The organism is Lentisphaera marina (assembly GCF_028745505.1).
In the GTDB taxonomy this organism is placed as follows: Bacteria; Verrucomicrobiota; Lentisphaeria; order Lentisphaerales; family Lentisphaeraceae; genus Lentisphaera; species Lentisphaera marina.
Window position 1 is genome coordinate 1,534,386 of sequence record NZ_JAQZZL010000002.1, and the last position, 23,902, is coordinate 1,558,287.

The 23,902-nt window shown below is 40.4% G+C and carries 17 protein-coding genes; 1 reads left to right on the forward strand and 16 read right to left on the reverse strand.

Annotated features, from left to right (window positions below; translation table 11 throughout):
• Window positions 1-57: 57 nt before the first annotated feature.
• From PQO01_RS17140 to PQO01_RS17210, 15 genes are all read right to left on the reverse strand, one after another.
• Entirely contained in the window at window positions 58-1,224 is a 1,167-nt protein-coding gene (locus PQO01_RS17140) for an IS256 family transposase (protein ID WP_274312071.1), read from the reverse strand.
• A 469-nt stretch (window positions 1,225-1,693) separates the two neighbouring features.
• Window positions 1,694-3,676 (reverse strand): glycoside hydrolase 5 family protein, encoded by a 1,983-nt coding sequence (locus tag PQO01_RS17145; RefSeq protein ID WP_274315364.1) that lies wholly within the window; start codon window positions 3,674-3,676, stop codon window positions 1,694-1,696.
• Between the two features lie 158 nt (window positions 3,677-3,834).
• A complete protein-coding gene (locus PQO01_RS17150; protein ID WP_274315366.1) occupies window positions 3,835-5,346 on the reverse strand; it encodes a sulfatase family protein in 1,512 nt (503 codons plus the stop codon).
• Between the two features lie 9 nt (window positions 5,347-5,355).
• Entirely contained in the window at window positions 5,356-7,017 is a 1,662-nt protein-coding gene (locus PQO01_RS17155; protein ID WP_274315367.1) for a glycoside hydrolase 5 family protein, read from the reverse strand.
• A 1-nt stretch (window position 7,018) separates the two neighbouring features.
• A complete protein-coding gene (locus PQO01_RS17160) occupies window positions 7,019-8,857 on the reverse strand; it encodes a sulfatase-like hydrolase/transferase (protein ID WP_274315369.1) in 1,839 nt (612 codons plus the stop codon).
• 146 nt (window positions 8,858-9,003) lie between these two features.
• Window positions 9,004-10,566, reverse strand: a complete 1,563-nt coding sequence (locus PQO01_RS17165; protein ID WP_274315371.1) for a sulfatase — start codon at window positions 10,564-10,566, stop codon at window positions 9,004-9,006.
• Between the two features lie 9 nt (window positions 10,567-10,575).
• Window positions 10,576-12,087 (reverse strand): sulfatase, encoded by a 1,512-nt coding sequence (locus tag PQO01_RS17170; protein ID WP_274315373.1) that lies wholly within the window; start codon window positions 12,085-12,087, stop codon window positions 10,576-10,578.
• 110 nt (window positions 12,088-12,197) lie between these two features.
• On the reverse strand, window positions 12,198-12,791 hold the full coding sequence (locus PQO01_RS17175) for a hypothetical protein (RefSeq protein WP_274315375.1): 594 nt from the start codon (window positions 12,789-12,791) through the stop codon (window positions 12,198-12,200).
• 103 nt (window positions 12,792-12,894) lie between these two features.
• Window positions 12,895-13,998: a GntR family transcriptional regulator gene (locus tag PQO01_RS17180; protein ID WP_274315377.1), complete on the reverse strand. Its 1,104-nt coding sequence runs from the start codon at window positions 13,996-13,998 to the stop codon at window positions 12,895-12,897.
• A gap of 74 nt (window positions 13,999-14,072) precedes the next feature.
• Window positions 14,073-15,647 carry a sulfatase family protein gene (locus PQO01_RS17185; protein ID WP_274315379.1) on the reverse strand — a complete coding sequence of 525 codons (1,575 nt, stop codon included), beginning with the start codon at window positions 15,645-15,647 and terminating at the stop codon, window positions 14,073-14,075.
• Between the two features lie 381 nt (window positions 15,648-16,028).
• Complete coding sequence (nagB, locus tag PQO01_RS17190) at window positions 16,029-16,814, reverse strand: glucosamine-6-phosphate deaminase (protein ID WP_274315381.1); 786 nt, start codon at window positions 16,812-16,814, stop codon at window positions 16,029-16,031.
• 8 nt (window positions 16,815-16,822) lie between these two features.
• The gene (locus PQO01_RS17195; RefSeq protein WP_274315383.1) at window positions 16,823-17,671 is read right to left on the reverse strand and encodes a PIG-L deacetylase family protein; all 849 of its coding nucleotides are present in this window, start codon (window positions 17,669-17,671) and stop codon (window positions 16,823-16,825) included.
• Window positions 17,672-17,679: 8 nt separating this feature from the next.
• On the reverse strand, window positions 17,680-19,068 hold the full coding sequence (locus PQO01_RS17200; protein WP_274315384.1) for an ROK family protein: 1,389 nt from the start codon (window positions 19,066-19,068) through the stop codon (window positions 17,680-17,682).
• Window positions 19,069-19,247: 179 nt separating this feature from the next.
• Window positions 19,248-19,979: an SGNH/GDSL hydrolase family protein gene (locus PQO01_RS17205; protein WP_274315385.1), complete on the reverse strand. Its 732-nt coding sequence runs from the start codon at window positions 19,977-19,979 to the stop codon at window positions 19,248-19,250.
• A 27-nt stretch (window positions 19,980-20,006) separates the two neighbouring features.
• Window positions 20,007-20,810, reverse strand: coding sequence for a DUF1559 family PulG-like putative transporter (locus tag PQO01_RS17210; RefSeq protein ID WP_274315387.1), 804 nt, complete (start codon window positions 20,808-20,810; stop codon window positions 20,007-20,009).
• A gap of 231 nt (window positions 20,811-21,041) precedes the next feature.
• Here PQO01_RS17210 and PQO01_RS17215 point away from each other — a divergent pair, with 231 nt between their 5' ends.
• The gene (locus PQO01_RS17215; RefSeq protein ID WP_274315389.1) at window positions 21,042-23,099 is read left to right on the forward strand and encodes a protein kinase domain-containing protein; all 2,058 of its coding nucleotides are present in this window, start codon (window positions 21,042-21,044) and stop codon (window positions 23,097-23,099) included.
• Here the strand turns inward: PQO01_RS17215 and PQO01_RS17220 are convergent.
• Window positions 23,096-23,704, reverse strand: coding sequence for an RNA polymerase sigma factor (locus tag PQO01_RS17220; protein WP_274315392.1), 609 nt, complete (start codon window positions 23,702-23,704; stop codon window positions 23,096-23,098). The two genes, PQO01_RS17215 and PQO01_RS17220, sit on opposite strands and share 4 nt — an antisense overlap.
• Window positions 23,705-23,902: the final 198 nt, after the last annotated feature.

Consider the following 23,902-nt stretch of genomic DNA (forward strand, 5'->3'; position numbering starts at 1 on the left):
ATTTTTTTATGAGATAGAGTCCCGTTGTTTCTGTAAATTGGTGTTGACCAATTTTAGTTAAACAGACAGATAAACTCTTTTTGTAGCTATCCAGGTTTCATCTAATTCCATAAGAATAGCGGACGCTAATCTAAGCAGTGAAGCTTCATTTGGGAAAATAGACACGGTTCTAGTTCGCCTTAGAATTTCTCGATTCTGTCTTTCAATCATATTGGTGGTTCTCAGTTTTGTCCAACAAGAACGATCTAAATCAAATACAGAAAAGCCTTCAGGAAGTGCGGATTCCATCCATTCAGATAATTGAGAAGCACTGTTTTCATACTTTAAGCAAGTAAGCTTTAAAAGTCTTTCGGCGTCCTGTTTTGAAGGGGTATTAAAGATATCTCGAATGTCTTGTGCAACTTCTGAACGCATCGCTTTCTTAGGCACATAAGCCCCCGCATTCTGCTGTAAATGAAATTGACACCTCTGCCATGGGATTGACCCAAAGACAGTTGTTAAAGCGGCTTTCAGTCCCGAATGACTGTCGCTCGTGATCATCTTAAGACCATGAAGTCCTCGAGCATTCAATGATAGGAAAAAGTTTCTCCAATGAACCTCAGCTTCACTTAAAGAGACACTTGTACCTAAAACTGAGCGTTTTCCTGATTCATCTATCCCATAAGCAATTAACAAAGCACAATCTCGAACAGTCTTATCTACTCTAACTTTTTCGTATCTCGCATCCACCAAAAGGTAATGATATTTCCCTAAAGGACGGTTACGCCACTTTTCTAAGCTTTCATCTAGCTCAGATACAACTCGTGACACCTGTGATTTACTCACGGAAAGACCACACATTTTCTCTAGAAGTTTCGTGACTTTTCTTGTCGAAGTTCCCTGAATATAACTCTCGGCCATAGCTGTCATCAAAGCTCGCTCACTTCGTAAGCCTTTTTCTAAAGAACTTGGATAAAAATCGATTTCACCTCTGACTTGAGGAATGTTGAGCTTCATTGCTCCAAGTCGAGTGTTTACGGTTTTGTTTTTATAGCCATTAGCATAACCTAAGCGATTTTCATTGCGTTCATATGGAGCAGCATCAAGAGAATTACTTCTCTCTACTTTCATCGCTTCATTTAGTAATACTCTCATAGCTTCAAGCATTCCGCTTTCGCCGTTTTCTGTGACTTGGTGGATCATTTCTAATAAGACACTACTGTTCTCGTGTGTAGAGTGGTGCATAATAATTCCTTGTGGGTTGTTTTGGTGCAACACCACTCTGCATCTTCTTTACCCCGAGTTACAAACAACTTCCTCAATTTCGCTCCGACGAGAAAGTTCCCATTCTCGCGAAGTCTCGGAAGCTATTCATAACTCTTAAAGTAGAGCTATAGCAGAATTTACAGAAAATTTGGGACACTACCTTTTATGACACAAAGTTGGATGATCAACTAACTAGCCTAAAGGCTAAATATATATCACTTAGTTGGAGTGTTTTTAGAAATTGCCAAACTGGTGCTTGGCGTACCCAAGAGAATATTTTATAACTACAAAGCGGAGCTGGAGCTCCGCGGTCCGAATTAATACCTTGAGCGAAGCCATACCATGAGGACGTAGTCCGAATTAATACCTTGAGCGAAGCGATACCTTGAGGACGTAGTCCGAATTAATACCTTGAGCGAAGCGATACCTTGAGGACGTAGTCCGATACTTATTTAACCACATACTTCCCTGGCTTAGCCATGAATTTGAGCGGTGAATTTTTTTCACTTTTCACTAGAACTTCCCTGCCCCTTTCTATACGATAAACCTGTACGTTAGGTGGCAAATCAAAGTCCAATTTCATAGCATGCTCTTTATGAAAAGTGAATTTATTGGAGAGCTGACGGCGGTATTTACTCATGTTGGAGTAATACTCCTTATTGCTGGAATATGGCGGGTCATCATTCTTGGGTGCCTGACCATTTTCATTCAGCATTTTTCCTCCTGTAACCGGAGAGCGAACCCACTCAGTATCAGGCATAATTTCTATAGTTACTTCATCTTTATTTGAGCGATCAATAAAATAAAGTCCACTACCATAATATTTTACTAGTGGAGAACTTCCTAAACCAATAATTTCATCAAAGCCCCTAGCTACTTTTTGCGAAGTCAGCAAATGTTTTGTGTATGAATCTGGCATATCCCCTGAATAAATAAGGCTTTCATCATCTGCGTAAGCAGAAGTAAGGTGCTTAAAATCCAAAGCGGTATTTTTGAAATAATCAGCATCCTCAGCACTAGTCGTAAATTGCTGATAAAGAGGCGTATCTCTAAAAATTTTACCAGCGGCAATAAAAGAAGCAGACTTAGCAGGCGTCCCTTTAAGACTCAGCATGTGTTGTGCGGCAGCATAGTTGATAAGTCTTGGTGGAATATAAGTCCACATTGTCGCAATTTGAGCCCCCTGAGCACGGAAGTATTTTGCCATAGCAGGGTACATGTAAGACGTCATTGTCGCATGAAGCTCCCATTCATATATGAAATGAGCTTTTTTGCGGAATTCGCTACTGTTAGCCCAGCCCTGATGAATTAGGCTATTATAAGCTTCGTTGAGATAGGGTAGTGAGTTAGTCACTTTATCCATTTTTCTCAGGTCTTTCTTTGGGTCGTGAACGTATTGATAAACCACACTCTGAGTTGGATAGGTAGAAAAACTCACTGAAGGAATTTTTGACGACAAACTCGCTTGCCATTCAGCGTCACTGCCCGCATGCTTCATAGCCTGAACCCATTTATGCGACCAACCTACTGGAGTCTTACAGCCTATGCCCTCGATGAAATTACACATACTATCCAGGTAACCTTTCACCATATCGCGACGCCATAGCTGGAAGTTTTTATCGTTATTTTTCTTACCCTGCTTTTTCAACCACTTGGTGTAAACCTTATGATATTTTGTGTCGGGCTTATCTTCATGAGGTGTTTCCGGCTCATTTACCAACTCAATCAGACAAAAAGCCGGGTCGTCGATCATGCGCACACCATCGAACTGATTTTTTTTGATCAGCATATTTTTGATGTAGTTTTGTGAGCGTTTAATAAAATCTTGATCACTGAACCACTCAGTTTGTTCAAGCAAACCACCATCTCGATCTTCCAAAAGGGTTCCCCAAGCATTTTTTTTAGTAGCTCCGAGGTGATTTAAAAAAGCAAAATAATAATAGAGCTTACGCTTACGACATTCAGCCATGAGGTATTCGAGAATCTTAAGATTATCCGACTGCTTCAATGAGCCATCAAAATTCGCTAGTTCATGAGGTGAAAGATGCACACGAACCACGTCGCAACCGAGCTTTTCAATTTCATCTAAACCTTCATCAATAATGCGATAATATTTTGGTGAATCAAATTCATTCCAATCGAGGATTCCTGCTTTAACAAAGCGATTCATACAGTAATTGAGCGAGACCTGATAATTCACTCCCCAAAGACTAACATCACTGCCATCTTCATAGACGAAACGACCATTTTTCACATAAATTCTTTGAAGTTCTTTTTCCTTAGGGACTTCTTTTACAACTTTCTGAGTTTTCTTTTCAGTAAGTTCCTGAGTTTTCTTTTCGATAGTTTTTGTGGACTGTGGAAGCTTAATCCTCTGCTCACAGGATGTAAATATAAATAAACTAAGAAAACTAAAAACAAGTAATTTCATTTCACGACCAACATTTAGATATTTTTACCACAGAGGGCACTGAGCTCACTGAGGTTGATTTAATATTTATTATTAATTTTAGCATTTCATCAAATTCCTTTTGCAGAACAGCTATCTGTACCTACCTAAGAAATCTGTGGATTAAAAATCCAATGCAATTATTCAGTAAATTCTCCGAAAGGGCGACCAATACTTTTCACGTAAGTAGAGAGCTGCTTTTGGAGCTGACGCATCTTTTTGGTGTACTCAGGATTTCTAGCTAAGTTACGCTCTTCCTTGGAGTCCTTGCGAAGGTCATATAGCTGATCTGGATCAACTATTCCACCGATATTATCGCGCGGTTGACCAAAGGGGTTTTTCTCCCAAAGAATTTTAAACGTACCCTTCTTCAAGTGCTCAGGAATAGTTCCACTTTGCGGAGGTATAAAACCGCGTTTAAGTGATTCTTTATTATAGCGAATAGCAATATATTTAAAGTCTTTGGTAATTACTCCTTTCGCAAAACCACTTTCAATGAGTATCGCCGATTTAAGCTCATCTGTTTCACCTCTCCAAACTGGCTGAATACTCATACCATCAATGATGGCGCCCTCAACTGGTTCAGCATTTGCGATATCTAAAAATGTCGCCGCCATATCAGTCACATCCACGAGCGTATCATTCTGAGTTTTAGCTTCGATAGCTTCTGGCCAACGGGCAATGAAAGGTATATTCGCACCTCTTTCGTAAGGTGATGCCTTTCCGTGATTTTGCTGATCGGAAAGGAAAATAATCAAGGTATTATCCATCTTGCCCTGAGCTTCTAACTTATCTAAAATAACGCCAACGCCGGCATCCATCCAAGTAACCATTTCCTTCACCACATTGCGCCATTTAGCCGACTTATCGATAAACTTGCTGCGATCAGGCATAAGGCCAAAATGCTTCTCAGTGTAGCCCTGGGGAGTCATTCCCAAGCCAGCTGAATCAATGGGTTCGTGGGGGCCGTGAGCCACAGTAAAAGCCGTCCATAAAAAGAAAGGTTTTCCCTCTGGAACTTGATCAAGAAAATCCACTGCACCTTTGACTGTGTATTCCACATTATGGTGCTCTAAAGCCTTAGGGAAATGATCTAAATTACCGTCAGTGATGTACTCCGCATAATCAAAACCGTACACATCTAGACGGCGGCGCAATTCATCCTGAACGGCTTTGAGCATCGCAATTACCTGAGGATCTTTTGGGTCGGCATCCTTGGGTATTTTTTTCATCAAAGCTGCAAATTCTTTATCCAAGTCATTATGCCATTTCCCTGTAGCACCAGTGAAGTAACCGGCTTTTCGAAGAGCCTGAACCACCGTGCGATCCGTTTCACAAAAGGAGGAGCCATTGCGAATAGATGCATGACGAGTGAGGGGTCCATAAATCCAGTTTTTGCAGCGACTGGCGTAAGAGGCCGTCAAACAACTGTATCGTGCAGGCACACAGAGCGTCGCAGTGGTGTAAGCACGGTTGTGAACCACACCCTCGTTAGCTAGGCGATCGATATTTGGTGTTGAGTACTTACTGCCATACGCGCCAATACTATCTTTATTTTGATCATCGGTTATGAGAACCAAAATGTTTGGACGAGTATCCTCTGCCGTAAGACCTAGTACAAAAAGAAAAACAAATGCGGTAAATAACTTCATATAGGCTCCCTAAAAATTGATTGAGTAAGTTCCTGGAGCAGCGTTAAACCTTATGGGGTTACGTCCAGGTAATTTGAGTTCAAAAGGAAATTCAGTTTGATAATCCAGCTCCGTTACAATTCCTCCATCGGTGTGCCATTCACAGGGATTGCGGACGAATTCTGCATGAGGGTAAATTTCTATGTCTACTGATTCTTCATTAACATCGATAAAATAAAGCCCCCCACCCTCATAATTAACAAGTGGTGATGAACCAAAACCAATAATTTCTCTTAAGTCCTCTGATGGTAAGATCCCACACCAATCATTGTTACCAACACTAGCATAAACCCCACCGCGACTCATGAGACAGGAATCTGTTTCTCTCGAAAGAGCAAAACCACTAAAGCAGTCATCTTTGTCGCTGAAAATCTCAAAATTTGATCCACGATCCAGAGTTCTAAACACATTGCCGGCAATCATATAACTCAAAGCTTTTTTAGGTGTAGTCTTGAGATTAAGAACGTGGGAGCCACCTAAATACTGAGCATAAATATTAAAAGTATGAGTCCAACACATGGCCATTTGAACACCTAAAGAACGAAAGAGTTTTGCAATGGCTGGATGTAAGTAAGCACTCTTGGGGTTATACATGGTTTCAAACTCATAAACAACTTTTGCTTTGTTCGCAAATTGCGGACTTCGCAACCAGCCTAAGTGATCAAAATCTTCATAACAAAATTTGAGGAAAGGCAAGTAATTACGATCGCTCATATCCGCGGGGTGTTCCACAAAGGGAGCTGCCACATCATCCTGACCAGGGTATAGACAAAATGCCAATGCATCAGCTTTTGAATCTGCGATCCCCGCAAAAACATCTTTTCTTGAATCGATCATTCTCGGCCAATTACAGTTCCAAATTACTGGCTGCTGAGCGCCCTCCGATCTGAGTAAATCGTGGAGTCCGTCGATGTAATCTCGAACGACTTCGCGACGGTATTTGGCATAGTAAACATCGTTGAAAGGAAAATCATTATTTTGGAGCCAGTCAAAGAAAAGTTTCTTTTGCTTAACACTTTCATTCATTTGCTGAAAAGTCATGTACTCGGGTTCATTAATCAGACCCCAAACAGCGACAACAGGATCGTCTTTAAGCTTGATCCCAGTATAGGGATTTTCATAATTGATTAATTGACGAACCATATTGTGAGTACACTCAACGATTTCCGGATCAAAGATCCACTCTTCTCTTGTTGAATTAGCCACGAAGGATTCTTTAATTAATGTAAAATCCATGTGATTGATAAAAGTCAGATAAACATAAACACCGTTTTCCCGTGCCTTGGCAATGGTGTAGGCCAACATATCCAACCACATATTGTGAACAAGGTTGCCTTTAGCATCAGAAAAATCTGCCGGGGTTAAATGACAACGGATAACGTCGCTAGCCATTTTTTTCATATCGGCAAAGCCATCGTCACACATATCCTGCATGACCTCCAAAGTCATGGGAATACCTGCATGCTCCATGCGAAATTTATATTCCCAATAAAGATTTGGCTGAAAGTTATGCCCCCAAAGAGTTACCTCATCACCATTTTCGTAGCGAAGAACCCCCTCCTCTACTTTCATGAACATGAAGTCTTTTTGAAAATTTTTCAGGAACTCGTCCTCAATCATCACTGCTTCCATATTACTGCCCCTTTTTAGTGATATTCAGACTCCAGAAAGACATTTTCTTAAGTGCTTTTTTATCGTCAACGGCTAGAAGTTTAAAGCTCAAATCCTGAACACCTTTACTGAGATCTAAAACACCTAAGTCATGAAACTTGCCCTTACCGAGTTCAAAAGTCTTATTGACACCTTTGCCATTGAGTTGGAACTGAGTTCCATCGGGAGCATCTGTTGCACGAAGCATAACTTTGTATTTTCCTGCAGTGCGCACATCAACTTTCAAAACTTGCTCAGCACCAATTTCACCAAAGAAAGTATTAGCCCAGCTCACGCGGTTTTTACCTTTGGTTTTATACATACTTTCGATTTCTACATAAGAAGTTTTTTGATCTGGAAAACCAATGACCTGAACAGGTGCCGTGTAGGCATGAGCATCATTTAAAATTTCCTGCTTCTTAAGCTCATAACGCTCTTTCATCACTGCAAATTTTTCCGGCATGGATTTCTTAAGGTTTTTGACCTGACGGGGATCTTTAGCTAAGTTGAATAAGCCCCAGCTACCATTGTCATTCACCACAACCCAGTCACCGCTATAATAAGCACTGCAACGCTGATTAAATGGTAGTGTATTTTTTGTAAAGCGATGATCGTAGCCGTCTTCACCTGGAGTCGATTGCGGTGAACCAGTTTCTGCACAAAAGTACTCACGCTCAGGCCATTTCGATTTAGCATCTTTTAAAAGTGGTAAGAGACTTTTTCCGCTGAGTTTTGGTGCAGATGATTTTGCTGACAAACCTGCCATATCCAGGAGCGTTGGGTAGATGTCCATAACCAAGGAGAAATCATTGCTCACACGCCCTTTAAATTTTGCCGGCCAATACACTGAGAGACGATTACGAACGCCATTTTCCCAGGCAGTTGCTTTCTTAGATCTTAATCCAGAGGGGTTACGTTGCTTCCATTCCTCTTCATTTAAGTCATAAAATTTACCATTCTGCCAATAACCATGCTCATCTTCACGGAGTAAACGCGTGGTTGGAGTTGGACCGTTATCACCAAGGTAAAGAATTACTGTGTTATCGGAAATCCCTTCATCTTCAACGGCCTGCATAACACGGCCAACCTGGCTATCGAGATGCTCCATCATGCCCATGAACATGGCGTAGCTCTCGCCCAAACCTTTGTCTAAATACTTATGATGATATTCTTTAGGACAGATCCACGGCTCATGGGGCTGCGCATAAGGAAGATAGAGAAAAAATGGCGCCTGCTTATTTTCTTTAATAAATTTGATAGCCTTATCAGTAACAATTTCAGCCTGCCAGCCCTTTTCACGACCTGCATATTTACCGTTGTGGAAAAATGGCGGATTAAAATGCTCGTAACGGCCATAGCTACGAATATCTTGGCGAACCACCGGCCAAGCTTCATCAAATCCGCGACGAGAAGGGAGGTCAGCATCTGCCAAGCCCAGGTTCCATTTACCCATCATGCCAGTTTTATAACCGCCATCTCTTAGGGCTTCACTCAAATAATACTCATTTAGATGGGGACTTTCTGCACCAAAACCCACTGATGCAGTACTAACGCGCATAAAATCACGACCCGTCATCAAAGCTGCACGAGTTGGCGCACAAGCTGGTGCCGTATAGAAATTATCGAAACGCACGCCCTCTTGAGCCAACTTATCCATAAATGGCGTTTCAAGTTTATCCTGAACAAAGCCGTAATCGTCGTAACCTTGATCATCGGTGAGAATTAAAATGATGTTGGGGCGCTGATCCGCCGCAGACATGGCAAGAGCCGCCGTAAAAACAAAAGCTGTACCGAGCTTAATGAGCATATTTTTAAAATTCATATTCTTCCCTTTTGCTAAAATCATAAATCTATATAAACCCAAAACTTAGCCGCTTCAAGTTTTAAATGATTAATTTTTTAAATTAAATGTTAAACATTTGTTATTTTCACAGAAAAAAGCAGAGTTTCACCCCCTGCTCTATTCTATTACTTAAATTGCTTTGACTGTGTAAAGGCCATGTGTTCTTTGTGAAGCTTAGCCATTTTCTTCAAAATACCTGAATACTCCGAATTATCAGCCAGATTAGCTTTCTCTTCCGGATCTTTATCGTAATCATAGAGCTCCACATGCTCAGGGTTCTTCACGTACATATTACCTTTCGTAGCCTTATTTCTCCAGCCTTTGTACCAGGCGGTGTAACGGTAACGCTTGGTGCGAATTGTAATTCCCCAGCGCTTATCGTGAGTATAAATACTAGCTGCATATTCCTGCACGTCTTTCGAGCTATCTTTTAAAACCGGAACCAAGCTTTTACCATCAAGATTTACAGGCGTTTTAATTCCACTTAATTCACACACAGTTGGGAAAATATCGATGAGGTTCGCAGGCGTATTAGTCTTCTTTCCACATGGTAAACCTGCATTGGCGATAATTAAAGGTGTACGCGTTGCCTGTTCGTAATTGGTGTGTTTCGTCCACAGACCTTTATCACCGAGGTGAAAACCGTGATCCCCCCAAAAGACGATAACTGTATTTTTGTCCAAACCCGTTTCTTTTAATTTTTTCATGACTTTTCCAATCTGGGCATCCACATAAGAAACACAAGCCAGGTATCCATGGAGAAGTTCACGTTGAGTTGCTTCGTCAATTTTGCCTTTTGCCGGCACGCCGCCGTAACCACGAGCTTCAACATATTCTGTTTCAGCACATTTCGGCGCACCTTTAGGGTAAGACTGGTACTCCGCTAAGGGTAAGCTTGAACGGTCATATAAATCCCAATATTTTTTAGGCGCCACAAAAGGTAAATGAGGCTTTAAAAAGCCAAGAGCAAGAAAAAAAGGTTTATCTGAATTCTTTAGTTTCTCGAGTTGTTCTATGCCGCGATTAGCCACTCCGCCATCTTTGTAGGCATCATCGGGAACATCATAGCTTTCAACGGCAGGGCCGGCGCCATGCTCGCGCATGTAAAAACGCAAGGGTTTACCTTTTAGACCTTTAGCCTTCCCCTCTTTTTCAACTTGTTTCCCAAGTTTTATAATTTCTGGATTGTGGTAATGTCCCGCTTTTGGTGGACCTGTTTTTTTATTGTAGGGATTAGTTCCAAAAAACTCAGTCCAGGAAATTTTATCCTGTGGACCATGCCAATCATCTTCCACATTGCGAGGATCAAAAATCTTACCTGTTCCTAAGGTGATGTAGCCCTGATTTTTAAAGTGAAGAGGCAAGGTCAGTATATCCGGGTACCATTCGCGAAGAACAAATTTACCAGCTGCCATTCCGTAAATTCCAGTGGTATCCGGATAGTATCCTGTGAGTAAACTAATTCGAGAAGGCCCGCAGACAGCTTGCTGACAATGAGCATTCAGAAAGGCTGTGCCCGACTGGGCTAATTTATCTATATTGGGCGAGATTGCGTAATCGTAACCATAACAATTCAAAATGGGCTTAAGGTCATCTACGGCGATAAACAAAACATTCTTTGGCTTTGCGGAAGCCGCAAAACACATACCAAAGAATACACTCAGAGAAACTAATTTTTTTAATATCATCATGACTCCCTACTTTTTATTCTTTTTAGAGTGCGGGCCAAACGCAGCTTCTTTGCCCCATGGTACAAAAGGTGGTGCAACAGGATTATTGGAATTGTTCACAATACCTTTTGGTAACGCTGCTTTCCAACCTGCTTTAAGTTGCTTTTTAAGTTCAGCTACTACCGATTTATACTCCGGTGTGTTGGCTACATTGCGCGATTCTATGGCATCGTTTTTATGATCATAAAGTTCATGGCTTTTGAATGATCCATCCAGTTCGCGCCACTCAATGTAATGATAACGATCCGTTCTGATGGAAAAGCCCTCAAATTTTGCCTTCGGATAACCGCGTGGATACTGGCTAAATGCAGCAGACTTCCACTCTCTTTGCGGATTCCGCAAAAGCGGTTTTACGCTATTACCTTCCAAGTACTGGGGTACTTTAATTCCAGCAAGATCACAAAGAGTTGGGTAAACGTCAACATACTCAACTAAGGCCTTTGTTTTAGTACCTTGCGTATAACCAGGAGTCGATACAATCATTGGTGCGCGATTTGAGTTCTCAAAATTCGTAGATTTACCCCAGTGATTTTGGTCACCTAAATGCCAGCCGTGATCAGAAATAAAAGCAATGATAGTCTTTTCCTTTAAGCCTAAACGCTCAAGTTCAGCCATAACAATACCAATCTGAGCATCGATGTAAGACACGCAAGCAAAGTAAGCATGCTTCATTTTGCGGGCATATTCATCGTCACCCACTATGCGACCATTGCTTGGCTTGGGAATATTATATTTTTGTAAATTCGCCCAATCACGAGCGTACTTTGGAGCATCAATTGGCAAATCTTTGACTTCTGCTAAATCTATTTTTTCACGATCATATAGATCCCAGTATTTTTTGGGTGCATTCCAGGGTAAATGAGGCTTCCAATAACCTAGAGCAAGGAAAAATGGCTTATCCTGTTTGGCCATTCTACGGAGTGTTTTCAAAGCCTCTAAGGTATTTTGACCATCGTCATAAGCATCATCTTCCACATCCTCACATTCATAAGGGGGAAGCTCGCTTTTTTTCTTCCCTTTGGCAAAATTGACATACTTAGTTCCCCAGCCGGCACTCACAGATTTTTCAGTGAAATCCTCGTTATATACGTGGTGAATTTTTCCAACTGAACGAACGTAATAACCCTCATTCATAAAATGACGCATGACTGATGGGCGATTACCCTCCAAAAGCTCTTCAACCGTGTAGATTGAATAAGGATAATCAGAACCAGTGCTATCCGGTCTTAAACCAGTTAAAAAGCTGGCTCGCGATGCAGTACAAACCGGCTGCTGAACATAGGCACGCTCAAACAAAACCCCCTGCTCAGCGAGTTTATCAATATTCGGACTATGAATATACTCAGCACCATAGCAGTTCAGTTCAGGTCGCAGATCATCGACAACAATAAATAATACATTCTTTGGCTTCGCTTGAACAAAACTCAGTGCGAGAACCGCAAGAAATAAAAAGGCTCTTCCAGGGGATAACACAGTCATTCATTAATCTCTTTTTTAAAATTCACAGATAAAACTAAACGTTCACGGAGAAAATATCAAATGGTTATCTTAATATTTTAAATGATCAACATTTTAAATCTCCAAAAAAATTAGATACTTGCCTCGAGCTCAGCCTTCTTAATATTTTCTTTTTTGGGTGCACGGCACTTGAAGCTAATCGTCACTTTTGTTCCTTCTTTAACTTCAATCCACTGCTGAACCCATTTACTATTGCCGCCTGCAATAATATAATGCTCACCATTCGCCGCATCTCCTTTGATTAATTGATTGGAGTTAAATTTCCACCAACCTTCCGAAACTCCACTATTCTTTAATTGCTCAAAATCGCCATTTACTATATCTGAGCCGCTTATTTTTAGGTCATCATATTCGATCCAGTTCACCTTCCCCGATTTCTCATGATGACGTCCAGTGATTTTCAGACGCACTTTCCCTGCCTTTGATGCACGAAAGCTAAATTGCATTTCCTGCCATTTTTTCTCAGGCTCTTCAACACTCCTAAAAATCACCTTATTTTTTATGGCTTTATCATAATAATGATAGTCCATACCTTCACCAGGCTGAATCTTTACAAAATCAATTTCTTCCTTATCTCCGTAAAGGGTTATAACTGCCCTAGGGAAGTCTTCAGCAAAGGCCTGCCCCATGAGCAAAAGCAATGCTGTGAATAATAATTTTTTCATTATTTCCTCTTTTCATTACGCATTAATTTTAGGAATAGACAAAACCATTCCTTTTAAAAACAGTTGTTATTTAAATCAGAGCCAGGCTCTGTGCAATGCAGAATTAGTATTCTTTGATCTTAACCGGAATACATTTTTCCACAGTTTTTGTCGGATCTTTTTCAAGATCTGACAAGAAGACTTGAACAGCCTGACGCCCCATTTCTTCAATATCCTGTTCCACAGAATATTTAACATTTGGAACAGATTCAATACTCTCAAAATCAAAAGTCGCCACAGGAAGTGATGCCAGTTTTTCAGTAGACTCATTGGGATAAAGTTTACAGAAATCATTCATACCCTCGAGCATACTGCTATCATTTACAAAGAGTGCATCTGCCTCCAGGCGACGTGCTGCATAAAGACCTGCACATTCATTGCCCACATCTTCCAAGTAACTTAATGAATTACTGCATAAGATGTAGCGCTCATCAAATTCAAGACCATTTTTCTCGATAGCCGCCTTAAAGCCTTCGAGACGCTGCTTTCTTGCGAGAGTATTGAGATAGCCCCCCATGAAAGCAACTTTCTTAGCTCCATCATCTATCAGTTTCTGAGTTAGGTCAAAAGCCGCTTGGAAGTCATCAATATCGACCTTGTGAATTCCCTCACGACTTTCCAAGCTGGAACCGGCCCAAACGCTTGGACATTTCAGGTCATCTAAGAAATCGATCAATTGATTATGAGTCGACATAAAGGGATCAATAACTAGAGCACCTTCACATTTCACGGCATTAAATAAATCGCGAATTCTATTAAAGTTCTTACCCACTTCCTCTTCTTCATATTTGAAAGCGACATTCACTGTGGTGGCGTTGTTTAAAAGCGCCTCTGCATGAACCGCATATAGAAGTCTGGAGAAATACCAATTGGAGCTCTTTTCCCATGATGGCCAAGGTGAGATTACCAATATCAATCTAGTGTTGCTAGAAGGAGGCTTACGAGTAACCACTGTTCCATAACCAGCGCGACGATTGATGTAGCCTTCTTTTTTTAGCCAGGCCAAAGCTTTTGAAACAGTAAGACGGTTTATTCCAAGGTCTTCTGCAATGGACTTTTCAGTAGGAAGAAGGTCCCCCTCATCATACTTATCGGAACTTATCATTTCCCAGATATGATTGTAGGCAATCTCTTCTTTACGAGCAGGTTTTGACTTTTCTTCAGACATAATTGTTTACTTTTTAAAATTAATCACGACTTAAAATGATTAACATTTAGTTAATTACAAGGCTTTGAATTCAATCACTGACCGAATTCACCGAAAGTGTGAGGCAAGCCTTTAACGAACTTGGATAATTCACCTTTTAGCGTTTCTAGAACTGGGCGATATTCAGGATTATTGATAAGGTTTTTCATTTCGTAAACATCTGCTTTTAGATTGTAGAGCTGATCGGAATCCCAGTAATGCTTATACATGCGTTCATTGCCGTAGTTGTGGTGATCCACACCAGTCCAAAAAACTTTCTTGGGGTTCGCTTTCATTTTCTTTTCAATCTCAGGCGTCACACGATTAACCAGTAATTTCCAATCTTTACTGAACACAGCTTTAGTGTTTCCAGCTTCAACAAACATATACTTGCGCCAGTCGGCAGGCTCACCATTGCCCGTTAACTGAGGTACAATACTCTTACTGTCCTGAGCCATATCTGCAGCTAACGTTCCACCTGCAACCTCGACTAAAGTTGCAGCCATGTCAATGTTACCGCAAAGGGTATCATGTCTTGTCCCTGGAGCTATTTTGCCAGGCCAAACGGCTATGAGTGGAACTTTTGAACCACCTTCATAGCAGCTGTTTTTTCCTCTTCCTCCGTGATCACTAGTGAAAATAACAAGCGTATTGTCTAGTAGATCATTTTTCTTTAATGCATCCATTACCGCACCCACGTAATCATCCATACGAGTTGCCATGGCATTTTGATCCGGCACACCTGCTGCTCTGGTTCGTTTGAACACATCTTCAACTTTAGGCAGGAAGTAAAGTGGCTCATCCAAAAGACCGTCGGAGGTTACACGTTGATTGTAGGTAGTGATATCATTATAATCAAAGTAATATTGACCGTGGGGAACAGGAAGTGAGCAGTATAGAAAAAAGGGCTGATCTTTACTCTCATTAATAAATTTTACAGCTCCTTCACACTGCCAGTCGAGGTTTACAATCGAGTTACCCCACTCCATTCTATCGACTACGTCCCAACCAAAACCGTTGCTTAAATAATCAATTCCGGCTTGGTAATATTTCTTGATTGCTTTCTCAGATTTCTTAGTTTGCTCAAGGGTGGCATTTGGAGCATGATCTGCCTTTTTGCGCTTAGGCAGATCATTCCTTTTCATATTGTGCCACTTACCAATAATTCCCGTACGGTAGCCCTGCTTTTTCAATTCTTTAGGCAAGCTGGTCTCAGTATTGAGGATTGCTGGGCGCCACTCTAAAGTAGCATGAGTCCCCGCTGGATAATCATCTTGAAGCTCTATACCTCGAGTAGCGTAACGACCGGTGAGAAGACAGTAACGACTGGAACTACAAACGGTGGCATTTACGTAAAAGCGAGTCAAAATCATCCCTTCATCAGCAAGCTTGTCGATGTGAGGGGTTAATACCTTGGGAACTCCAGCTTTGTGACCTACACCATGAACTCTTTTCACACCACTGGGAGATGGCCAAATATCTACATCATTCATTGTGCAGTTGATCTCATCTGCATCCAGATCATCCGCATAAATAAAAACAATATTTGGCTTCTTATTTTCTGCATGAATACTAAATATTCCACTCAGCATAAATGCAACTAGCGCAAAAGAGCTCATTAACTTGGTCATAGGGGCATTCCTTAGTTTAATTTTCACGTCAAATTTCCGTATAATATGGCCTTGATGACGAAATATCAATCGTTTTTGGTGAAATAATTATCATTATTTATTAAATGTTAATCATTTTACCAGTTCATTCTTCTTTCATGTAGACTACATACACACAAAAAACATAGTGAAAGAATGAGAAAAAATTTACCATATAGTTTCCCTTAAGGATTAACTCTTATCAAACATTCTTGGAATTAAACGATAGAAGAATACAAAAAACACATCTATATGAGCAAAAAAAGCGAGCTACAGAAATATGTATGTGGTGTCATTGACATATTCCTGTAGCTCGTAAAACATGGCCTAGGGGGAAACCATTATTTTCCTAAACACACTAACTTAGTGATAGACTTGCCACTCGGGTTCATTTTCGAATATACGATAATAATACTCTTTACCTTCGAGTTCTTCGGCTGCATCTTCATCGCAGATGATGACACAGTTGGGGTGCAATTGTAATGCCGATGCAGAAATCATAGAAGTGATCGGACCTTCAACTGCTTTGGCTAAAATTGAAGCTTTGGATTTACCCGTCGCTAAAAGAATAATTTTCTTAGCATCAAGAATGGTGCCAACGCCCATAGTAAGAGCGCGCTTGGGCATTTCTTTTGGATCATCGAATAAAGGCCCATTTTGTTCAAGAGTAATGGGTGCTAAAGCTTTTTCTCGTGTACGGGAAGCCAAAGAGGACAAGGGCTCATTAAAGCCAATATGACCCGTATTACCAATACCCAAGAGTTGAATATCTATTCCACCTTTATCAGTAATTTTTTCTTCGTATTCCTTACACGCTTCAGCGAGATCGGCTGCCACACCATTTGGCAAATAAGTCTCTTCTAGGTCAATATTAATTTTATTGAATAGTAAGTCGTTCATGTAATACCGATAAGACTGATTATGATCTGGAGCTAAGCCCACGTACTCGTCGAGATTGAATGTTGAACAGCGCGAGAAACTAACTTCACCTTGATCGTAACGTTGGACTATATTGGCATACAAATTTTCCATTGTACGCCCCGTTGCTAGACCTAGAACACTATCTTTTTTATCTTGAACGGCATGGCAAATCAGACGAGCCGTGAGGTCAATGGCCGCGGCGGCATCTTTTTGAATTATAACTTCCATATCGACTCCTAAGATAAGTTATCTAATTTACTGGTGACATCATTTTGAAAACGCTCAATGGTCGCTTTTACGTAGTCACTAATTGACAAATTCTCATCTTCAATCAAAGGACTTAAGTCCATGGCAAAATTCATTGAATCGCAAGCATCCACTTCATGAGAGGCAAAGTATGTCGCATTGGCAACTCGACGACCAACAGTCGCTAAATCATAACGTTTTCCTCCACTTACTTGAGAGTCAAAAACTGCAATGAGGGCCTGTGCAATATGAGGGTACTGATCTGTGGGAAGAACGACTTTTTCATCGTCCATCATCCAGTCCAAGTCACGCCAAACCTCACAGCCATAAACTTTCTTGGGGCGTTGCTCTTTTGGGAGTGAACGAACGGCCTCAATAGAGCGCAACATCGTCGCCACATGCGTATCGTGCTTGTCTGCTGGATTGTGTAAATACAGAACTTCGGGCTGTGCGACTTGAAGAATAGCCCGAAGTTCTGCCACAGTGTTTTTGTTCTGTGAATCTTTGATTTCCGAACTCGGGTACGCCAACTGAACTTGGACTGCGAAATCTCCAAGTGAAGCCGCTTTATTCTGCTCGTCACGGCGAATCGCCTGCATCTCTTCATCTGAGTACTCGGCGTAAATCCCAGTACGTGGACTTCCTGAACCATTTGATAAAATAACGCTACTGAAATTGAGATCTTTTTGACCAAAACATTGTGCAATACCATTATATGCTAAAATCTCGGTATCGTCCTGGTGAGCGACAATCGCTAAATGAGTCGTACTTGAGAGTGCTGCCTCATAGGCTTTCCCAGATGGGATGTAAGCACTGGCTTTTGAATGAATAAATTCCATAATAATTCCTAGTTTAAAGGTGCTAGACTCGCCGCTGTCACTGCTTGACCATGGCGTTTATCGGTTTCATTGGGGATATGAAAATTAACTATCTTTGATAATTCAGGAAATTCCGTATCCAAAACTTCACGCGCTTTCTCTAGGATAAGTTCACCACCCTCACCCGATGTTACACGACCTAAGATGAGCAAGTTATCCATTTCATAAAACTCACCATAATGAGGAATCGTGTAACCCAAGTAAATGCCAATCGCCTCATAAATTTTACGAGCTCGAGGATCATTCGCTTTCATTAATTTTTGTACTTCTTTGAGTTGCTCGGGGAAAGGCATGCCCGGCTCAAAGTCTAAACCTGCTGCTGGTGCTAAACGCGCCACCGCCTGCTGAGAGAAAAACTGTACGCCACAACCTAGATCGCCTGACCATTCATCCACAGGTCCATTGTCGCGGTAATCTACTGGAGCAAAGGCGAGTTCATTGAGCCATCCAGTAATTTTGGCGTCTTTGTCGACGTAACCCACGGCCTCACTCGTTCCCATTGCTAGGCCCATACAGGGAGTGACACCACAACTTTGGGCGCCATTAAGAGCCGTCACATCACCATCATTGACCACGACTATTGGCACATCCCATTCAGATTTGAGTTCAATGAAAATATTTTTGACTTTAGAATCGAAATCTTCTTCTGCTACACCACGAAATAAAGAGGCAATTTTAACTTGGTTATCCACATAAACACCTGCAGCGCTACCACCAATCGCATCCACACGGGGAAGTTTTTCGGCTGCACGGCGAATCGAGTCTTTAATACCTTCCAAATGCCAGGATGGATCATTTTGAAAATAAGGATCCCATTCTACCTCTTCGGTATGAACCACTTGACCATCAATTGTTGCAGAACACTTTCTATCGGAGCCACCAAGGTCGAAGCCCACGCGGCAACCATCTGTATAACCACCGAGGGATTGAGCATTGCCACTACTTTGGGGAACCTCTTCTAAACTGCAGTGTATGAACTCAAATTCACTACCATAAACTTTTTCAGCTATAATTTCATTATCAAATTTGCGCTCTCCGCAATTCGAATAAGTCTGCTTGATGTAATCGAAGAGTTCCTGAGGCCCTGCAATATAGACTTTATTGCCGCCGACCATCCACAACATGGCTTTAAGAAAACGTTCAACAAACTTATGGTTGAGCTCTACATTCGCTCCAGTGTGTGCCAAGATCTTTTCATTGAGGGTGAAAACCGTACCATTGGCTTGGACTAAAGCCATGGCAAAATCACTGCTTTCAGCTTCAGATACTTTCTTGCGAAAAGCTTGATTCCACAAGTAGGCAGGTTGATAAGTCGGGTCTAATTCACTAATAACTTTTTGGTCAATATTTAAACTCATAGTAGTCTCCAGTTTGCTTAATTGAGCTAAACATACGGATACTAGCAGGAGATTACAATGACACTTATTTGATATATTATATCATAATATTGATATTTTTACTTAATTCACTTCTAGCCATTTTGATTCCAAGTCTTCGCAGCTCAACATTATTATTCATGCATAATAATTTTAGTGATTTACAGTTTCAAATTTAGTGCTTGTGCGATGTGCCTACTCACTTCTTTGGCTAATGACTGAGATCCCTTTGGAGTGAAATGAACGTTGACGGGAATTTGCAGTTCCTTTAAACGTGGCTGGGTGAATGTGTACAAATCATTAATCACAATCTGATTTTTTTGCATCAATTTCTGTGCGACCTCATTATAAATTTTTGCATCTTCTGGAATACGACAAGGCACCACACCTGAAGGATAAGCTGTCGTAGTCGCAAAAATCAATTTAGCTTCTGTCTGTTTCAAGACTTCAATTAATTTGCTCAGATTCTCTTGATATTTCTCTGGCGAATTTCGCGGAGCTACCTTGGGGTCTGTTGCTTTTTTAATTGCGGTACCTGGCTTTATCCTTTTTAAATCATGTAGACCCCAATTGAAATGAATGACATCCCATTTTTTCACTCCTTGGGTATTGAGCCATTTCTTCAAATTATTTAATCCACTCACTGTATCGCCGCAATTTAGAGGTTTATCACCCGCCACTGGACGATAGACATTGGCTTTACCAGCTAAGATTTTGCGGACGTCCAAAGTATATCCTATTGATATAGAGTCTCCCAAAATGAGTACATTTGGCAAGCCCTCCTCTGCTTGTAATTGCCATTTATAAGCCTTCGCTTGCTCTTCGAATGAGCCGGGCTCCACGCCGAAGCTATTAAGTCCGATAATGATAAGTATGTAATAAATATGATTCATAAAAATTCCTCGAAAGAGACCAATGGACTACTTTCCACAATCCCACATCGTATTGCGTGTATCTGTTGCTGACCAAGGGTCCGAACCGGAGCCGGCATAAGTAGAAGGAAAATATGTATAACTTACGTGACCATCTACAAACAAGTAATTACTCTTCCATAAACCGTGAACCCAGAATGATTTTTCCGCCTGATTAACTTGAAGATCTTGAACCGTTACATTTCCTCGCGATTGATGACCTGCGGTATTATTCTCATATGGATATTCAGTTATCACAATACTGTCTGAGGCTTGATTTATATCACTATATTTCCGTGAGTAAATTTTACTTGCATCTGTTTCCCAAGCAGTACTCGTAATCCCCCGCCCTGCCCAAGATGTAAAGGTATAAAGTGTGTTAAGTGAATACGATCGAGATCCCTGACCCAAACCACTTTCTTCTCCCCTAGAATCGGAAGGACAGCGATAGAGTTTGGCCCCATCACTCTGGCCACTACCTGCATTAAAACCCCAGCTGTTCTTATCTGCATCACTTAGATCACGGCCATCATAGTCACTTAATTTATCATCCCATGACCACGCATAATCAACTTGACCAGCAATATTATGGGAAACGGGGTAATAGCCCTCATTATTGTCGAGGTACATAAACATAACAACACCAATCTGTTTTTGATTATTAAGGCACTGAGTTCTTCTCGCGGATTCCCTAGCTTTTGATAATACGGGCAAAAGTAAAGAGGATAAAATTCCCACTATGGCGATAACGACCAAAAGCTCTATCAAAGAAAACGAGGACTTACTTTTTTTATTCAAAACTGATGTGACCATGATTCAAAATCCTTAAGTTATTGAAAACAAAAGCGAGAGATATAGCCTATTGTTACAGTAAAAAACATGAATCCTAAAATTTTCCTCTCCTATTTGCAACTTTCCCATAATTTAGTCGCTTAATTTTCACTTACTTAGAAAGAAAACGATTAAGCTTTCCATTATTAGTCATCAAATCCCTAGATAGAGTACTATAGTGGGAAAGCTTTAAGGATAAGTTCTGGAATGATTATGAATAAAAATGTCGTTACTAATAATAACTTCTCAAAAATTTTTGATGAAGCGACAGCTCTTTATAGCGATGAAGTTGAAACGCCGATAAGTGATTCAATTAAAAACGAAGCCGATCGTTACACACAATTAAAGAAACATGCAACTGGCGGGCATAAAGTTATCTACCAATGTCATGATGAGTATACCGACAGAACTGTTGCTTTAGCTCTGCCCCGTGATTCTTGCGATCATAAAAAAGAAGAAATCTTTTTGCGCGAAGGCCGCATAAACTCTTTATTACAGCATCCTAACATTATTCCCATCTATGATATGGGATATAGAAATGGCAGTCCTTTTTTCAGTATGAAGTTTATCCAAGGAAAAACTTTAGCAGATATTATTGAGGAAGGTAAAACTGAAAAAAATATTGCTTTAGACAGAAATGAACTGATCGATATTTTTCTCAAAGTTTGCGATGCCATTGCCTTTTGTCATTCAAAGGGAATTGCCCACCTAGATCTAAAACCAGAAAACATCTGTATCGATGAGTATGGCGAGGTCTATGTTTGTGATTGGGGCCTAGCCATCATTTTAGATGACTCAATTCCTCTTGATGAGAGTTTCCCCGAAGTCGAGAAATACTCACTCAATTCTATACACGAAGATAAATTAACCCTCGATGGCTACCTTAAGGGCACTCCGGGGTATATGGCTCCGGAACAAAGCCCTCTCATGGATGAACAAAAGGGCATACATAGCGATATTTTTTCTCTAGGCGCAATTTTGTATACTTTATTAACTTACAAAAAACCCTTCACGGCGAAAACTATTGAGTTAACATTACAAAAAACAGTAAATGGCGATTTTGTTTCTCCATCTTCCTTTGTGAACAACCTTCCTGCGCAACTCGAGCTCATTTGCCTTCAGTCGCTAAAAGTCCCCCTCGATCAACGCTATCAGTCTGTTGATGAACTTAAGAACGATATTCAAGCGTTTAGAAATGGCTACGCAATTTCTGCTGAAAAAAACTCAAACATCAAAATTTTATCACTCTTGATCAAGCGTAATAAAGCTTTATTCCTCACCGTTTTCATAGCTTTCATTATCATTTCTCTTTCAACATTATTCTTTACTATCAACCTGAAAAAGTCTGAAAAGCACGCCTTAGCTCTCGCTGAAAAATTCCGTTTGAAAACTGAAGAAAGTCAAGAACGAGGTGGCTTATTATCGAATAAACTTTACGGCGATGCGCTGATTCATTTTGAAGCAGACAATTTTGACAAGGCCATTGACTTACTCAATTATTCGCTACAACTCGACGCTAACAACCTCCTCGCAAAAGAACTTTTGGGGAAATTATATTTTATCAGTGAGGAATATGATCAAGCACTCAATCTATTGACTGATTTGGAGCCCAAAGATAAATTCAGCCAATTCATCATCAATTACTCGAGCAAAAATCAAGCTCCTCAAACGATAGATGAATTTTATCAACTTAATTTAATCATTAACAAAGTCTTTGGATCGTATAATCATCATTCCTCAAATTTAATTCACTACAAAATATACTCTGATTTAAACTACCAAGAACGACTCGAACTAGCCTCGCTATTGCTTCCCATCTACAATAAAAATCACAGCATTAATTTAAAGTATGATCACGAGAGTAAACTTTTGGATCTTTCAGATAATCCGAATTTACTATCCCCTTATATGCTACAGAATTTCCCGGCGCAAAAAGCCGATTTTTCCCATACTTCTATCGTTAATTTTATTACTTTTCGCTCCATGCCTTTATTGAGCTTGGATGTGAGCTCAACTCCTTTAACCAGTTTAGAAAGTTTTTCCAACAACTCAATCCGAGAACTATATATAGCTAACACCAAGATACGTGATCTAAGCTCGCTAAGAAGCAGTACATTACAGGTCTTAGATATACGTGGTTTAAAGCTTTTGAATTCTCGGGATTTATTGCACATGAGCTATCTAAAAACTCTCATCACCTCACCGGGTCAATTAGATCCCGATGTAAAAAAGCTCTTATCTACACGCCTTAAACTGATAGAGAAAAACTAGTGACAATCGAGTTCTTTATTTAGACGTGTTATCTCTTTAATTAATGCATTGCGAGCACGCTTCTTGTAAACACGAACTGAACTGGAGGCAATGCCAATGCGCTGCTCTATTTCTTGGTCGGGAATATCTTGCATCGAAAGCTCAAAAACCGACCGTACTTTTTCAGATAAATCAGCTTTAATATTTTCATAGGCTTTTTCAGCGATAAAAACCTTCCATTCTTTTTCAGCTAACTTTTCAATCTCTGGTTCACTAACACGGCTCATACTCTCCAGAGCTTCTTCATATTGGACTTCTTTCTTAGCGTTATTACTCGCTTTAGATCTAAGATAGTCCTTAACTATGTTACAAGTCACCAAGCTCAACCAGGTACGAAAACGGCATTGATTGGGTCTATATTCAAATTTGGGTAAATCTTTCCAAAGCTTTAATAAGACATTCTGAAGTAAATCTTCATTTAATTCTTGTTTTAAATTAAAATTACGAATGATTACGAAAATATAATTTTTATATGTTTCAACGAAATCTTCCCAAGTCTGCTCATCGTCACGATCAACTTGGAGGCGTTGAATCAATGTTAATCTTGTTGAGTAGTCTTTCTTCAATTCTAATCACTCCTTATAAAAATCTAAAAGTTCTATACTATAGGAAAATGCGCCTGCTAATACAATTCGCCTGAGACAGCTTTCACTCATTAAAAGTAATGATAAATATTTATTTCATCAGTCTTGCTACTTTTATCACTTGCGACAATCCCTGTAAATAAGCACATCATAAGAATGTACTGAATCAAGAGCTTCGCG

What these genes read in the sequence shown, in the direction of transcription:
- PQO01_RS17140 (WP_274312071.1), bottom strand. Translation starts at nt 1,224, where the DNA reads ATGCACCACTCTACACACGAGAACAGTAGTGTCTTATTAGAAATGATC.
- PQO01_RS17145 (WP_274315364.1), bottom strand. Translation starts at nt 3,676, where the DNA reads ATGAAATTACTTGTTTTTAGTTTTCTTAGTTTATTTATATTTACATCC.
- PQO01_RS17150 (WP_274315366.1), bottom strand. Translation starts at nt 5,346, where the DNA reads ATGAAGTTATTTACCGCATTTGTTTTTCTTTTTGTACTAGGTCTTACG.
- PQO01_RS17155 (WP_274315367.1), bottom strand. Translation starts at nt 7,017, where the DNA reads ATGGAAGCAGTGATGATTGAGGACGAGTTCCTGAAAAATTTTCAAAAA.
- PQO01_RS17160 (WP_274315369.1), bottom strand. Translation starts at nt 8,857, where the DNA reads ATGAATTTTAAAAATATGCTCATTAAGCTCGGTACAGCTTTTGTTTTT.
- PQO01_RS17165 (WP_274315371.1), bottom strand. Translation starts at nt 10,566, where the DNA reads ATGATATTAAAAAAATTAGTTTCTCTGAGTGTATTCTTTGGTATGTGT.
- PQO01_RS17170 (WP_274315373.1), bottom strand. Translation starts at nt 12,087, where the DNA reads ATGACTGTGTTATCCCCTGGAAGAGCCTTTTTATTTCTTGCGGTTCTC.
- PQO01_RS17175 (WP_274315375.1), bottom strand. Translation starts at nt 12,791, where the DNA reads ATGAAAAAATTATTATTCACAGCATTGCTTTTGCTCATGGGGCAGGCC.
- PQO01_RS17180 (WP_274315377.1), bottom strand. Translation starts at nt 13,998, where the DNA reads ATGTCTGAAGAAAAGTCAAAACCTGCTCGTAAAGAAGAGATTGCCTAC.
- PQO01_RS17185 (WP_274315379.1), bottom strand. Translation starts at nt 15,647, where the DNA reads ATGACCAAGTTAATGAGCTCTTTTGCGCTAGTTGCATTTATGCTGAGT.
- nagB (WP_274315381.1), bottom strand. Translation starts at nt 16,814, where the DNA reads ATGGAAGTTATAATTCAAAAAGATGCCGCCGCGGCCATTGACCTCACG.
- PQO01_RS17195 (WP_274315383.1), bottom strand. Translation starts at nt 17,671, where the DNA reads ATGGAATTTATTCATTCAAAAGCCAGTGCTTACATCCCATCTGGGAAA.
- PQO01_RS17200 (WP_274315384.1), bottom strand. Translation starts at nt 19,068, where the DNA reads ATGAGTTTAAATATTGACCAAAAAGTTATTAGTGAATTAGACCCGACT.
- PQO01_RS17205 (WP_274315385.1), bottom strand. Translation starts at nt 19,979, where the DNA reads ATGAATCATATTTATTACATACTTATCATTATCGGACTTAATAGCTTC.
- PQO01_RS17210 (WP_274315387.1), bottom strand. Translation starts at nt 20,810, where the DNA reads ATGGTCACATCAGTTTTGAATAAAAAAAGTAAGTCCTCGTTTTCTTTG.
- PQO01_RS17215 (WP_274315389.1), top strand. Translation starts at nt 21,042, where the DNA reads ATGAATAAAAATGTCGTTACTAATAATAACTTCTCAAAAATTTTTGAT.